Genomic DNA, 13,749 nt, shown 5'->3' on the forward strand with positions numbered 1-13,749 from the left:
CGTTAAGGCGTTGGTATAGGGTTTAAGCCATGATTCCAGCTGTTGTGCCCTGTACTGACCGTGCCCTGTGGGATGAAGAAGTCGACCGGTTACAGGGGCATCCGCAACAGCTCTGGGGCTGGGGCGAGACCAAGGCGCAGCACGGCTGGTCAGTGGACCGGGTGTTGCTGGACGACGGCGGCACCACCATCGGGTGCGCCCAGTTGCTGGTCCGGCGCCTGCCGTTCCCGTTCCGTGCACTGGTTTACATTCCCAGGGGACCGGTGTGCTCCGCGGAGCACACCGGGGCTGTCCTGAACAGCCTCGCGGACCATGCGGCATCCCGCCACCGCGGCGTCGTCCTCAGCATCGAACCGGACTGGGACCTGGACTCCCCCTATGCGGCAGCGGTTGCCGGGGCAGGCTTCCGGGAGACCAGCAACACCGTGCTCATTCCGCGGACGCTCATCCTTGACCTCACCAGGACGGATGAGGAGCTGATGGCGGAAATGTCCAAGTCCACGCGCGCCAATATCCGCAAGGCGATGCGAAGCGACATCGAGTTCCGGAAGGTCAAGACCGAGTCCGAGCTTGAACAGGTGCTCGGCATCTACCACGAGACGGCGGAACGGGCCGGGTTCGGGATACACGAGGACCAGTACTACCGCGACATCTTCCGGAACCTGGGGGACAGCTCACCCATCATCGGTGCTTTCGACGGCGAGCAGCTGCTGGCGTTCACCTGGCTGGCCCGCAGCGGCTCCACGGCCTTTGAACTGTACGGCGGGGTTTCCGCGGAAGGCCAGAAGCAGCGCGTGAACTACGGCGTCAAGTGGGCGGCTCTGCAGGCGATGCGCGGGGACGGTTGTGTCCGCTACGACTTCAACGGGCTGCTCAACGATGGAATTTCGGATTTCAAGAAGCAGTTCGCCAAGCATGAGGACATGCTGATGGGAACCTGGGAGAAACCGCTGTCACCCCTCTACCCGGTGTACACGCAGGCGATGCCGCTGGCACGGAAGGGACTGCAGGCGGCGCGCCGGACGGCAAAAGCCGTGGCTGGGCGCGCCCGGGCCCTGCTCGGCCGCTAAAGGCCGGTAGTCACCGCAAACGCCAGGGCGCGCTCCGTCCGGCCCGCCACCGGATGGACGTTTACCGGCGCCTCGGCGGCAGCGAGGAATGCGCTGCCGCCGCGGGCAAGCTGCAGGTCGCCCTTCGGCGAGTCCAAATACACCTCGCCCGCCACCACGACCACCACTGCAGCGCCGGATTGCGCCAACGGAACCGGCCCGTCCTCCGGGCCGAGTTCGATGCGCTGGAGCTGGAACTCCTCGAACGGCGGCCGGTACAGTTCCTGGTCCATGACGCTGAGCTCAGCAGGCAGCATTGGTACGGCAACGGGCTGGAAGTCGATGGTGCGCAGGAGCTCCGGAACATCGACGAACTTGGGTGTCAGGCCGCCGCGCAGGACGTTGTCAGAGGACGCCATTACCTCGACGCCCAGCCCGTGAAGGTAGGCGTGGACGTTCCCTGCGGGAAGGTAGACGGCTTCTCCCGGCTGCAGTGAGATCCGGTTGAGGAGCAGCGAGATCAGCACGCCGGGATCACCAGGGTATTTCTCGTTCAGGCTGACCACGGTCCGGAGTTCCGCCTCATACGGTGCCGGCGGCCCGGCAGCCAGGAGCGCCGCCACCACCCGGGCGGTGGAATCTGCGACGTCCTGGCCTCCAGTGATGAGGCGTTCGAAGGCCTTCCGAAGTCCGGCGCCCTCGTCGCTGGCCGCCAGGTCCTCCAGCAGTGCCGGAAGGATGCCGGGGACGGGACCTTCCACCGCGTCGAAGGCCGCAGCGATGTGCAGCAGGATGTTCCGCGTGTCCGCTGCGGGCCGGAAGCCGCACAGCGCCTCGAAGGGCGTCAGCGCAAAGATCATTTCCGGCTTGTGGTTGTCATCGCGGTAGTTTCGGTGGGGCGCGTCCCGCGGGACCCCGTTCGCGTCCTCGCGGGTGAACCCTGCCCGGGCCTGCTCCAGGCTGGGGTGGACCTGAAGGGAAAGCGGCTGGGCGGCGGCCAGAATTTTCGCGAGGAAGGGCAGGCGCGGGCCGAACCGCGCTACCGATTCTGCACCCAGGAAATGTTCGGGATCCCGGGCGATCAGGGCGTTCAACGGCGTGTCACTGCCGTCTTCGGGCACATGCGCCACGGACGGCGAATCGGGGTGCGCTCCAATCCACAACTCCGCTTCCGGACCACCGGATTCAGGCCGTCCGAGCAGGGACGCGATAGCCGTCGTCGAACCCCAGGCATAGTCCCGAAGGACGTTTTCAATCTCGTACAAAGCCGGCTCCGTTTCTTTCGTCAGGTTGCGGGTTACAGCGCTGCACACTGGCCGTTGGTGGCAACGAGCTGGCGGATCGCCTCTTCGTTTCCTTCGAGCTTCAGCTGGGTCAGCAGCTCTGCCGTGATCGGCTCGCCGTCGGGCGTGTGGGTCACAGGGGTGAAGTCCGACGGCGTGGTCTGCCGGACCGTGCTGCGGCCGACGGGCAAGACGGCCGGGGACAGCGCTGCGGCCTGTCGGTGCCCGGCGCCGGCACCCGCCGCGGCCAGGACGTCGTCGGGGAGCCCTGCTGACTCGGCACGCCCGGAAGCGGAGGCAAGCAACTCATCCACCCGCACGTGGATCTGGTCAAAGTTTGGGACCGTGGAGAAGGACGCATCGAAGTCCGGCGGCCCGATGGTCAGGCGTTTGACCTCCTTGCCCTTTGCCTTCATAGCCAGGTCTACGAAGCTGCCCAGCTGCGTGGAGGAAATATTGGATACCACCACCTTGGTCCCCGCGTTGGCGATGTCCTCGAACTTGGCCAGCAACGTGGCAGGGTCCAGTTGCTTCAGCATGGCCTGCTGCACGCACTGCTGGCGCTGGATCCGGGAGTAATCGTCCACGTACTCGCGGGACCGGCCGTACCACAGCGCCTGGTTGCCGTCGAGGGTCTGCTCACCTGCAGGAATCCAGCCGATGGGCATGCCGTGGGTCTGGCTGTAGTCGTCAAAGTAGCCGCTCATGGGCACCCAGCCGCCGGCCTTGATCCTGATCCCGCCCATGGCGTCAATAAGCGAAGAGAAACCCTGCATGTCCACCAGGACGTAGGCCTGGATGTCCATGCCGAGTGTTCCGGAAACCGCCTCCATGGTTGCCTGCGCGCCCGGGTCGGCAACTCCGGGGTAGAGGTCCGCATACTCATTCGTGACTTTAGTGTTGATCGCGTTGATCAGGCATTCGTCGCCGCAGTTGTAGCCGTCCGGGTAGACGGACCGCATGGGGGAGTCCTCGCTGAACTGGGCGTTTTGCAGGTTGCGCGGCACGGAGATGATGGCCGTCTGGCCGGTTTCGGCGTCCACGCTCAGCACGGACAGGCTGTCCGGTCGGCGTCCGGTCCGGTCTTCACCGGCGTCGCCGCCCATCATCAGGAAGTTGTAGCGCCCGTCCACAGGATCGATGGCGGGCCCGGACGAGAAGATGCTGCCGATGGCATTGCGGCTGACGTTGAGCAGGTAGGCGGCATAGCCGAGTGAGCCGCTGCCCAGCACCAGCGCCAGGACCAGGGTGAGCACGACGGCGGGACGCGCGGGCGGCGTCAGCAGTACCGGGCGGATGAGTCGCAGGGTGTTGATGAAGAGGATCGCCCAGCCTGCGGCCAGGGCCACCAGAACAACCACAATCGCCAGGGACGCGAAAGGGTTGGTGACGATGCTCAGGAGCAGCGTCCGGTTGATGACCAGCAGGAGGACGGCCACCAGCAGGACGGCCCAGGCACACAGCGTGACCCGCAGGGCCGCCCGGCCGAGCCTGCGGTTCCCCGCCACCAGCTGCGCGCTTCCCGGCACCAGCAAGGTCAGCAGGATGAGGAGGAAGGCCCGCTTTTTCCTCACCGGGTGTGAGGCGCTGACCGGGTACCTGACCGGGTCCGTCAGTGCTGTGTCGGAGGAGGATTGCGGAACTTTGCTGCTGGACATGCCCGCGGTCCTAACGGCTGCCCCGCAAGGAGCTGTTGCCTTCCGCGAAGACTTCGCCGACCTTTTGCCGGAGGCTTTCCCCCTTGCGGCTCGCCACTGCGTTGAGGTCGGCGGCGAAGTCCAAAAGATCGGTGCGCAGGGAAGCGGCGAATTCATCGGTTCCGGCTGCAAGCATGCGGACGGCCAGCAGCCCTGCATTGCGGGCACCTGCGATGGACACCGTGGCCACGGGGACACCGGCGGGCATCTGGACGATCGACAGCAGCGAGTCCATGCCGTCCAGGGTCTTGAGCGGGACAGGTACGCCGATCACCGGCAGGGGGGTGACGCTGGCAAGCATGCCCGGCAGGTGCGCGGCACCTCCGGCGCCGGCGATGATCACCCGCAGTCCGCGCTCGTGGGCTGTCTGACCGTACTTGATCATCTCGGTGGGCATGCGGTGTGCGGACACCACGTCAGCCTCGAACGGGATCCCGAATTCCGCCAGTGCGTCGGCGGCGGCCTCCATGACCGGCCAATCGGAATCAGAGCCCATGACGAGCCCCACGAGGGGACCCGATGTGGAGCCGGCGGCAGGGGTTGCTGGGGCGCTCATGCGTTCTCCTCGAAGGTCTGCGGCGCTTCCTCCGCTGCCGGCCGCCCGTCCCGGATGATGGCCGCAACCATGGTGGCGCGGCGGCGGACCGACTCCACGTCAGCGGTGGACGTGCCCACCAGGTTCACGTGGCCGATTTTCCGGCCGGGCCGCACGGACTTGCCGTAGCAGTGCACCTTGGCCGCGGGTTCGCTGGCCAGCGCCAGCGGGAAGGCCGAATACAGGTCCTGGTTGTTCCCGCCCAGGAAGTTCTTCATGACCGTCACCGGGGCCAGGGCGTCGGTTGCGCCGAGCGGCAGGTTCAGGACTGCGCGCAGGTGCTGCTCAAACTGGCTGGTCACTGCGCCGTCCTGCGTCCAGTGGCCGGTGTTGTGGGGGCGCATTGCCAGTTCATTGACCAGGAAGCCGGCCCCGACTCCCGGGGTCTCGAAGAGCTCCACCGCAAGGACACCGGTCACGCCGAGTTCGGCGGCGATCCGGAGTGCTGCATCCTCAGCAGCAGCGGCAACCTCCACGGGAATGTCCTGTGCCGGAGCGATCACTTCGTCGCAGACGCCGTCCACCTGGATGGTGTGGACCACCGGCCAGGCCCGGGCTTCGCCGTCCGGGGTCCTGGCCACGAGCGCTGACAGTTCGCGGCTGAAATTAACCTTTGCTTCCGCCAGGAGGGGGCTCATCGCGGCAAACCAGTCCCCGGTTCCGGCCGCTTCCTCGGCTGAATTGACGATCCGGACGCCCTTGCCGTCATAGCCGCCACGCGGCGTCTTCAGGACTACAGGCCAGCCGGTTTCGTCGCCGAAACGCACCAGGTCCGCCACCCCGTCCACAGAAGCCCAGGCCGGGTTGGGAAGCTCGAGCCGGTCGATTGCGGCCCGCATCACCAGCTTGTCCTGGGCGTGCACCAGGGCATCGGGCCCGGGCTGGACATTGACGCCTGCCTGCTGGAGGGCACGGAGGTGGTCCGTGGGCACATGTTCGTGGTCGAACGTCATAACGTCCAGGCCCTCGGAGAACTCAAGCAGGGTTTCGAGGTCCTTGTAGTCGCCAACGGGCGAGGAGGAGACTGCAGAAACCGCGGATACATCGCCGCTTTCGGCCAGGACACGGAGTTCAAAGCCAAGCGCAGTTGCTGCCGGGGCCATCATTCGCGCAAGCTGGCCGCCGCCAACCACACCTATTACTGGAAAAGTCACATCTGCCAGCCTACCCAAGACCAGCGGCTATCCCGGCTTCCACCGCATGGAGTCCCGATTTCGAGGTCACGTGGAAGGCCCCTGACGGGATTAGGGAGGCTGCCCTGGAGGTTTGGAGGCTAAAATAGGCCTTTGGCCACGTGGGCCCATAGTAGAGACGGCCATGGAGGGTCATGTTGAGCGCACTTGCAGATCGTATCCGGGGACTGGCCTCACTTTTTTGGCGGGAAGTGGCCAAATTCGGAGCTGTCGGCGGTGTGGCGTTCGTCATCGATAACGGCCTGACGTACTACCTGATGCACGGCCCCATGTCGGACAGCGAGGCCAAGGCCCGCTTCGTCGGCGCGTCGGTGGCCACCATTTTTTCCTGGATCGCCAACCGGCTCTGGACCTTCCGGCACCGCCGCCAGGACAACGTCCTGCGCGAGTTCCTGATGTTCATCCTCATCAACGGCATCGGAATCGGGATCTCTACGGGCTTCACCGCACTGGCCAAGTACGGGTTGGGTATTACGGACAAGAACATGCTGTTCTTCGCCGGCGTGTTCGGCATCCTGGTGGCCACGGTGGTCCGGTTCTTTGCCTACCGGTTCCTGGTGTTCAACAAGGAACTGGACCAGGAGCCGGAGTTTTCGCACGACCACGAGCTGCTCGAGATCCATCACCACCAGAAGGAACCGGTGTCCACACCCGAGCGTGAGCCCTCGCCGGATGGCCCTTCACAGTCCTAGCGGATGCTAGTTGCCGTGGATGCGTTCCGCGGCCAGCAGCTTGTCGGTAAGTTCCACGTCGGCGTGGGTGAGAACCACTGATCCGCCCTGGTGCCAGGCTCCCAGGGCGTTTGCCAGGGCGGATTCCAGCCCGTCCGCGGCCGGGATGTGCAGCCGCACGCCTTCCTCGTGGGCGATGGCGAATGTGCTCAGGAGGTCCTTCTGCAGGTACTCCTTCCCGTCCGCGCCGGAAAAGGCGCGTGCAGAGGGGGCGGGCTCAGTGTGCGGCATAAAGACGTCCCCGTGCAGGCGCACCTCCGCCGCATAGTCGAGGCAGCCGCCGGGGAGGTCGCCGGGCCAGCGCATGGCCAGCGCCGGAAGCGCAACGGCGATGACGGCGTCGTTCTGTTCGCCGGCTGACGCAGGGTCCGCGGTGACAAGGAAGTCCGCACTGCCGCCGTCGAGAATCGTCTCCAGGCCGAGCTGCCAGGCGGAAAGGGCCCACACCACGGCTTTCCAATGAGTCGGCAGGTCCAGCCGCAGGCGCATTCCGGGAACCGCGTCCAGTTCGTCCTGGAGCAGGTTGCTGGTCTTGGCCACCCAGTTGTCCAGGACCCGTCCCGAGAGCTCCACGCGCTCCGCGTCAGGCCCGTACCAGGTCAGCCGTGGAGCGGTGGAGTTCCCTGAGCGGAGGGAAGCCATGAGATCAAGAACCGGAGTTGTCATGGCACCATCCTGCCACTGCCGCCCCGGCAGGACACCGGCGGATTACCCCGGGCGTTTGTGAAGGGTGATATTTATCACACCCGAAGGTAAGCGTGCTTGCCAGTGACCGGGGTTCAAGGTATTTTCGCGGAAAACCGCCATTTCCCTGAGCCTCCTCCCGCCTGCGCCTGCAGCGGTGGGGATTGCCGGCTTTGATGCCGGAAAAATTGCGGGCGTGGCGTGCCGGAAGTTGGCGGCTGGCACTGATTATTATTCCGGCAACGGCTTGACTCGCCCCTAGTTACACACGTGTAATTAGGTACTGAAGCGACTGCGTAAAGACCGGCACACAACCGAGTGCCGCATATCCGGGCAGGGGCTGCAACATCAGGAGGGTCGCCGTGGGGCATGCAGAGCGTATCCAGGAAGATGACGTCGTAGCCGGTCAGGCGACGGCAAAATATGGTGCGCGGGGGGTGCCGGGTGATTGGTTCGTGGATCCCGCCGACCCTGAAGCTGCGGAACGGTACAAGCGGGATGCCGGCGGCTTCCTCGAGGACCAGGCAACGGCATTCCTTGCCGCCCATGAGGCCCTCCTGGATGGCGGGGATCCTGACGACGAGCTGGACCCTCCCATGGAGCTGCCGGCTCCGGGGTCCGTCCAGCCGGTATGGATCGGCCTGCCGTTGCAGCAGGATTTCGATGACGAGGGTGAGCTCGGGTGGCAGACTGACGCCCTGTGCGCCCAGACCGATCCCGAGGCGTTCTTTCCGGAAAAAGGCGGCTCCACCCGGGATGCCAAGAAGGTTTGCGGTGCCTGCAATGTGCGGTCGCAGTGCCTGGAATATGCCCTCGCGAATGACGAACGGTTCGGCATCTGGGGCGGCCTGTCTGAGCGTGAGCGCCGGCGGTTGAGGAAGCGGGCAGTCTAATTCACCAGGATGTGCACGTCACTGCCGTTGTGGTTGCCCACAACGGCAGTGCGTATCTCCCCAGGACGTTGTCTGCTTTGGCGGACCAGACCCGGTCCGTGGACCGCGCCATCGGCGTTGACACAGGGTCCCGCGATGGTTCCCGCGCCCTCCTTGAGGATGCCCTCGGAGCTGCGAACGTCGTCCGCCATGACCGGGGCAAGGGCGGCATGGGGGCCGCGGTGTCCACGGCGCTTGCAGGCCTGGCCCCGTGGCGTGGTGCGGCAGCCGGAAGCAAGCAGGAGTGGATCTGGCTGCTTCACGACGACGCCGCACCGGCTCCTGAAGCACTCGCCGAACTGCTCGGTGCCGTGGAGCGTGCTCCCTCGGTGACTGTCGCCGGCTGCAAGCAACTGGACTGGCATGCCGGGCGCAACCTGATTGACGTAGGTCTTTCCACCAGCCGGTGGGCGGAACGGCTCACCCTCATCGACGCCGATGAACTCGACCAGGGGCAGTACGACGGCCGCAGCGACACCTTCGCTGTCAATTCGGCAGGCATGCTGGTCCGCCGTGACGTGTGGGAGCAGCTGGGCGGCTTTGACCCGGCCCTCCCCGGCAGCGGCGACGACGTCGACTTCTGCTGGCGCAACCGCCTTGCGGGCCACCGGGTGGTGGTGGTCCCGGCCGCCCGGATGTTTCATGTCGCGCATCGCCCCCACGCCTTGGGCACCCCTGCGGCAGCCCGGAAAGCGCAAATCCATCTCCGGTTGAAGCACGCACCGTTGTGGATGGTGCCCGTGCACGCAGTCGGCGCCCTGCTGGGCAGCCTCTTCAGGCTGGTGCTCAGCATTGCGCTCAAGGATCCCGGCCACGGAATCTCCCAGTTCCTGGCCACCCTGGCAGCCCTCGGCAGGCCGGGAGCAGTCGTGCGTGCCCGCCACGCCGCACGAAAGACCCGTCGCATCAGGCGGTCCGTGATTCGGAAGCTTCAGACGCCCCGGAGGGAGGTCTGGAGCCACCGGCGTTCACTCATGGAAGCCATCGGATCGGAGACAAGCCCCGCCGATGACCTTGAACAGGACCCGCTGGCGCATCAGCCAAGCGGTGACGCCCCGGACGACTTCGCTGCCCTGGCTACCACCCGGCGCGGATGGGTAGGCAACGGCGCCCTGGCTGCGGTCATCGTTGCTTCCATTGCCTCCCTCCTGGGGCTGGCAGGACTCTTCCGTGCGGATGCGGTGGCCGGCGGAGCACTGTTGCCGGTTTCCTCCAGTCCCGGAGAGATTTGGCACCATGCATCCAGCTGGTGGATCAACCTTGGTGCCGGACTTCCGGGAGCGGGCGACCCCTTCGACTACGTCCTCTGGCTCCTCGGCGCCGCCGGCGGCGGTGACGCCAATGCGGCGATGGCCTGGCTGTTCCTCCTGGGCACACCGTTGTCGGCACTCACCGCCTGGTTTGCCGCGGGAGGGGTCACCGTGCGCCGCAGGCTGCGGCTTGCGGCGGCATTCATCTGGGCTGCCGCCCCGGCGCTGCAGGTTGCCCTGAACCAGGGCCGCGTTGGCGCCCTGGTTGCCCATGTTTTGATCCCGCTGCTCGTCCTGGCGCTGCTGCGTGCCACGGGTTCGGCCGTTGGCCATGGCCGTTTCGCCCTCCCGGCCCCTGGCGACCGCCGCGCTGAACGCCCTCCGGTCAGGCCGGGCATCAACGGCACCCCGTCCTGGACGGCTGCCGCCGCGGCGGGCCTGGCACTGGCCGCCGTTGCCGCGTCGGCACCGTCGCTCCTTCTTCCCGCCACCGCAGTGATCGTCCTGTGCGGCGTCCTCCTGGGCCGCCGCGGACGCACCGTATGGTGGGCCCTGCTGCCCTCTGCCGCCCTTTTCATTCCGTTCGGACTCTCGGTGCTGGACAAGCCGAGGGCCCTGCTCGCGGACCCGGGCCTTCCGCTGGGCTTCGAAGCTGCGCCGCTGTGGCAGCAAGTCCTGGGCCAGCCCGTGGCATTCGCTCCGGACAAGGGCCTGGACGGGATTCCGTACTTCCAGGACGCAAGTTTCCCCTGGTCCATCCTCCTGGCGCTCCTTGTTGGCGTGCCCATCCTTGTCCTTGCCGTGGCAGGACTTTTCAGCCAGGGACGCCGTGCCCACGTGGCAAGGTTCCTGTGGGCGGGCGGCTTCATTGCCTTTGCCGCCGGCTGGCTCGCGTCCCACGTAGCGGTGGGGATGAACGGTGACACGCTGGTCACCCCCTTCACCGGACCTGTCGTTTCCGCCACCGCCTTCGCCATCCTCGCAGCCGGACTCCTCGGTGCAGAGCACCTCCTCAGCGTGGCGGACAGGGCCGTGTCCGGCACCGCAAAAGAGCGCACTGCTGCACGATCCGCCGTGGCAATCGGGATGGTGCTCCTGCTCATCGGCCCGTTGGCTGCGATGACTGCCTGGTCTGCGCGGAATGTACTGCGTCCGGAAACTGCTTCGACCGCCAGCCCTGCTGCCGCCCCCGCGGCTCCGGAGGCGTCCACGTCCGGGGATCCCGGACTGGGTACCCCGCGGCTGGTGGAGGCCACCGGCCCCCGTACCCTTCCGGCAACGGCCATCGACCGGGGAACCGGACCGGAGCAAACGCGCACGCTCCTAATCAGCACCCAGGAGGACGGGACGTACGACGCCTCACTGGTACGGGGGGCGGGCACCACCCTGGACAGTTTGTCCGCAGTGGCGGCTGCCAGGAATATCATGGGCGGCCCCGGCGCAGAATTTGTTCGGGAAGACGACGACGTAACCGCCTCGGTCCGTCGGGTGGTGGCAACGTTGGTGGCGGGGCAAGGCGTGGATCCGCGCAGCGACCTCGAACAGTTGGGTGTTGGATTCGTGGTTCTTCGTTCGGCCGATACAGCAGCCCAGCTCACGGCCAACAGGATGGACGCGGTGCCCGGCCTGGTTGCGGTGGGGCAGACCGACGTCGGCTGGCTTTGGCGGATCACGTCCCTCAACCAGCCGGTGCTGCAGGCCGCCGATGTTGCCCACCGGGTACGCATCGTGGACCCGGAAGGCGCCACACTTTCGCTCCTGCCGTCCGGCTACACCGATGTCAATGCCGCCGTTCCCGAAGGACCGGAGGGCCGCCTGGTGGTTCTCGCCGAACGGGCCGATGCCGGCTGGTCTGCCTGGCTGGATGGCCGGAAGCTGACCTCCACAACCTCCGGTTGGGCCCAGGCGTTCACACTGCCGGCCTCGGGAGGCCAGCTGACAGTACGCTACGAAAACCCGTGGGCCGTCTGGGCCGGCATCGGCCAGGCCACAATCTTCGGGCTGACGGCCATGCTGGCCATCCCAATGCCCGCACGCCGGCCGCGGACCGGACTTTCGCGCGACGAGGGCTCCCTTCGTAAGGAACAACAGAATGCATGAGCGCACCCTGCCCAGCCAATCGCCAGGCGGCACCGGTACCCCGTCCGGCACAACCACGGGAGGGAGCAGTGCACTGCCCGCCGGCAAGGGCCGCGCCCGAACGCTGGCCCAAGTGGGCGGTGCCGCGGTACTGCTGGCAGGAGCAGGAGCGGTTGTGGCGGCCGGTGCCCTGTTTCCTGCGCCGGAATCAAGCCGGACGCTGCCGGCGGCCGCAGTAGCCGTGCCCGCAGGCGAAAGCCTTGGAGTATGCCCCGGGCCCGCCCGGCTGCTGCAAGGCACCGAAGCCGGAACAGACCCCCAGTTCAGCCCCGAATCGGACACGGCAGCCAGTTCAGTGACGGCTGCCGTCCTCGGTGCTTCGGGAGTATTGCCTGCGAGCCGGCTGTCGCAGCTGGACGGGACCACCGCGGTCGAGATAGCGAAGGACCCCGGCCCGCCTCCTGCTGAGGGAGCCCGGCAGGAGCTGCTGGCAGGAGTCGTGTTCAACCGTCCGGTGAACCAGGCCACCGTCCTGACCGCCGATGCTGTGGCAAACCAACAGGCCACCACCGGCGGCGCAATGAAGTACACGGCCACGGATGGCGACCTCCAGGGGATGGCTGCCGCAAACTGCCTGCAGCCTTCCAATGACCAGTGGCTGACAGGGGCAAGTACCACGGTGGGCCGGACCTCTGTGCTGGCCCTCACCAACGCTTCCACTACTCCGGCCACAGTCAGCCTTGAGCTGTTCGGCATCGGTGGCCAGATCCAGGCGCCCGGCAGCCGGGGCCTGCTGGTGGCCCCGGGGACCACGCGCTCGGTGGTACTCGGCGGCCTGGCCCCTGGCGAGGCCCGGCTGAGTGTCCACGTTCGAAGCGCTGGCGGCCCCGTTGCGGCCACCATCCAGCAAAGCGTCCTGCGCGGACTCACGCCAGGCGGCGTCGACTTCATCGCGCCCGGGGCAGCGCCCGCGGTGCGCCAGGTCATGACCGGAGTAGACATCCAGGATCCTGCGGGCGTCTCGGCCCTCACGGGCACGAATGGCTACCAGGACGCCGGACCTGCGTTGCAGATCACCGTCCCAGGTCCTTCGGACGCCGTCGTTGAAGTGAAGCTGTACGGACGCGACGGCGAAAAGCCCCTGCCCTCAGGTGGTGTGGTGACCGCCAAGGCCGGCTCCGTCACTGAAGTTTCCCTTGCAGGGGTCCCTGCCGGACATTACACCGTTTCCGCGGCCTCGGACGTTTCATTCGTTGCGTCCACCCGCATCACCCGCGGACTCGAGGAAGGCCAGCCATCCGACGTCGCATGGGCAGCGTCCGGTTTCCGCCTCGGCAGCCAGCATGCCGTGCCTGTGCCGCAGGGCGGCCTGCGTCAGCTGGTCTTAGGCGCCCTGGACACCCGCGCCACCATCACCTATTCCGCCATCACCGCGGACGGCAAGGTGCGGGCGCCATCAACGGCGGACATAGCCGGCGGCACGACGGCTTCCATCGCAGTGCCGGACAAAGCGGATGAAGCTGATGTGGTGGGGTACGTTGTCTCGGCGGCAGGTGATGCGGCCTACGGTGCTGTACTGGTGCAGCAGGACGGGCGGAACGACGTGTCAGCCCTGGCGTTCCAGCCCGCTGCGGCCGGCCAGGAAACCGTTCCGGTGTCCATCAGCTACTAATAGCGGCGCCGGTACACGGGATCCAGTGTCTCCGGGGCGACGCCGAGCATCTCGGCGGTGTGCTCCACCACAACGTCGTGCACCAAATCCTGCAGCTCCTCGATACCGGGGCATGCCTGCTCCACCACCCGCCGGTACACCGTGATCATCGGCCCCTCCGCGTCCGTGGCCGGAATATAGGCACCCAGGGGCGCAGGAGCAGACGCAGCTGCCAGCTGTTCAAGGTCCGGGGGGATTTCGTCGACGCCGAACCTGACGCCGTCGAGGGTTTTGCCCCAAATATCGTGGAGGCGCTGGGCGGAATCCAGGACCATGTCATCGAAGCGGTCCGCGCGCGTCCGGTATCCGGGATGAGTCGGCAGCACCACCTCACCCCGAAGCCCGCGGCCGTGCCGGTTCCGGCGGCGCTGCATAAAGCTCCTGCCGCTGGACTCCCCGTGTGGGTCGGTCCGGGCGTCCGGGTCAGCCAACCGGACCGTAAAACCTGATTTCTGGTTCGATGACTGCATACATCGACTGTAGACCCGGGACCTGATTTACGCGATAGATTCGTCCTGCAGCGAAGACGCGTCCTGTCCGGGGCG

11 protein-coding genes are annotated in these 13,749 nt (G+C 66.7%); 5 read left to right on the forward strand and 6 right to left on the reverse strand.

The features are described 5' to 3' along the window. Positions 1 to 29 precede the first annotated feature (29 nt). Positions 30 to 1,070: a lipid II:glycine glycyltransferase FemX gene (locus ACLH0K_RS05870; RefSeq protein ID WP_411375885.1), complete on the forward strand. Its 1,041-nt coding sequence runs from the start codon at positions 30 to 32 to the stop codon at positions 1,068 to 1,070. Here ACLH0K_RS05870 and manA read toward each other — a convergent pair. From manA to ACLH0K_RS05890, 4 genes are read right to left on the reverse strand one after another with little or no spacing between them, the layout of a single operon-like run. Beyond that, the gene (gene manA / locus ACLH0K_RS05875) at positions 1,067 to 2,314 is read right to left on the reverse strand and encodes a mannose-6-phosphate isomerase, class I (RefSeq protein ID WP_411375886.1); all 1,248 of its coding nucleotides are present in this window, start codon (positions 2,312 to 2,314) and stop codon (positions 1,067 to 1,069) included. The two genes, ACLH0K_RS05870 and manA, sit on opposite strands and share 4 nt — an antisense overlap. A gap of 32 nt (positions 2,315 to 2,346) precedes the next feature. Continuing rightward, positions 2,347 to 3,990, reverse strand: a complete 1,644-nt coding sequence (locus ACLH0K_RS05880) for an LCP family protein (RefSeq protein WP_411375887.1) — start codon at positions 3,988 to 3,990, stop codon at positions 2,347 to 2,349. 10 nt (positions 3,991 to 4,000) lie between these two features. Beyond that, complete coding sequence (gene purE / locus ACLH0K_RS05885) at positions 4,001 to 4,585, reverse strand: 5-(carboxyamino)imidazole ribonucleotide mutase (protein ID WP_411375888.1); 585 nt, start codon at positions 4,583 to 4,585, stop codon at positions 4,001 to 4,003. After that, positions 4,582 to 5,730 (reverse strand): 5-(carboxyamino)imidazole ribonucleotide synthase, encoded by a 1,149-nt coding sequence (locus ACLH0K_RS05890; RefSeq protein WP_411376416.1) that lies wholly within the window; start codon positions 5,728 to 5,730, stop codon positions 4,582 to 4,584. Before ACLH0K_RS05890 ends, purE begins: the two co-directional genes overlap by 4 nt. A gap of 221 nt (positions 5,731 to 5,951) precedes the next feature. On the opposite strand from ACLH0K_RS05890, the gene ACLH0K_RS05895 reads away from it, so the two are divergent. Next, entirely contained in the window at positions 5,952 to 6,509 is a 558-nt protein-coding gene (locus ACLH0K_RS05895) for a GtrA family protein (protein ID WP_411375889.1), read from the forward strand. Between the two features lie 6 nt (positions 6,510 to 6,515). Here the strand turns inward: ACLH0K_RS05895 and ACLH0K_RS05900 are convergent, their stop codons facing one another. Next, positions 6,516 to 7,214, reverse strand: coding sequence for a TIGR03089 family protein (locus ACLH0K_RS05900; protein ID WP_411375890.1), 699 nt, complete (start codon positions 7,212 to 7,214; stop codon positions 6,516 to 6,518). A 380-nt stretch (positions 7,215 to 7,594) separates the two neighbouring features. Here ACLH0K_RS05900 and ACLH0K_RS05905 point away from each other — a divergent pair, with 380 nt between their 5' ends. From ACLH0K_RS05905 to ACLH0K_RS05915, 3 genes are read left to right on the forward strand one after another with little or no spacing between them, the layout of a single operon-like run. Continuing rightward, on the forward strand, positions 7,595 to 8,125 hold the full coding sequence (locus ACLH0K_RS05905) for a WhiB family transcriptional regulator (protein ID WP_411375891.1): 531 nt from the start codon (positions 7,595 to 7,597) through the stop codon (positions 8,123 to 8,125). 29 nt (positions 8,126 to 8,154) lie between these two features. Then, on the forward strand, positions 8,155 to 11,514 hold the full coding sequence (locus ACLH0K_RS05910) for a glycosyltransferase family 2 protein (protein WP_411376417.1): 3,360 nt from the start codon (positions 8,155 to 8,157) through the stop codon (positions 11,512 to 11,514). Next, on the forward strand, positions 11,507 to 13,165 hold the full coding sequence (locus ACLH0K_RS05915; protein ID WP_411375892.1) for a DUF5719 family protein: 1,659 nt from the start codon (positions 11,507 to 11,509) through the stop codon (positions 13,163 to 13,165). The genes ACLH0K_RS05910 and ACLH0K_RS05915 overlap by 8 nt, the downstream gene beginning before the upstream one ends. On the opposite strand, the gene ACLH0K_RS05920 is transcribed toward ACLH0K_RS05915, so the two are convergent. After that, the gene (locus ACLH0K_RS05920; RefSeq protein WP_411375893.1) at positions 13,162 to 13,674 is read right to left on the reverse strand and encodes a metallopeptidase family protein; all 513 of its coding nucleotides are present in this window, start codon (positions 13,672 to 13,674) and stop codon (positions 13,162 to 13,164) included. The genes ACLH0K_RS05915 and ACLH0K_RS05920 overlap by 4 nt on opposite strands. Positions 13,675 to 13,749 lie beyond the last annotated feature (75 nt).

The sequence above is a fragment of the Arthrobacter sp. MPF02 genome, assembly GCF_046605375.1.
In the GTDB taxonomy this organism is placed as follows: domain Bacteria; phylum Actinomycetota; class Actinomycetes; order Actinomycetales; family Micrococcaceae; genus Arthrobacter.

What these genes read in the sequence shown, in the direction of transcription:
- ACLH0K_RS05890 (WP_411376416.1), bottom strand. Translation starts at nt 5,730, where the DNA reads ATGATGGCCCCGGCAGCAACTGCGCTTGGCTTTGAACTCCGTGTCCTG.
- purE (WP_411375888.1), bottom strand. Translation starts at nt 4,585, where the DNA reads ATGAGCGCCCCAGCAACCCCTGCCGCCGGCTCCACATCGGGTCCCCTC.
- ACLH0K_RS05870 (WP_411375885.1), top strand. Translation starts at nt 30, where the DNA reads ATGATTCCAGCTGTTGTGCCCTGTACTGACCGTGCCCTGTGGGATGAA.
- ACLH0K_RS05880 (WP_411375887.1), bottom strand. Translation starts at nt 3,990, where the DNA reads ATGTCCAGCAGCAAAGTTCCGCAATCCTCCTCCGACACAGCACTGACG.
- ACLH0K_RS05900 (WP_411375890.1), bottom strand. Translation starts at nt 7,214, where the DNA reads ATGACAACTCCGGTTCTTGATCTCATGGCTTCCCTCCGCTCAGGGAAC.
- ACLH0K_RS05920 (WP_411375893.1), bottom strand. Translation starts at nt 13,674, where the DNA reads ATGCAGTCATCGAACCAGAAATCAGGTTTTACGGTCCGGTTGGCTGAC.
- ACLH0K_RS05915 (WP_411375892.1), top strand. Translation starts at nt 11,507, where the DNA reads ATGCATGAGCGCACCCTGCCCAGCCAATCGCCAGGCGGCACCGGTACC.
- ACLH0K_RS05895 (WP_411375889.1), top strand. Translation starts at nt 5,952, where the DNA reads ATGTTGAGCGCACTTGCAGATCGTATCCGGGGACTGGCCTCACTTTTT.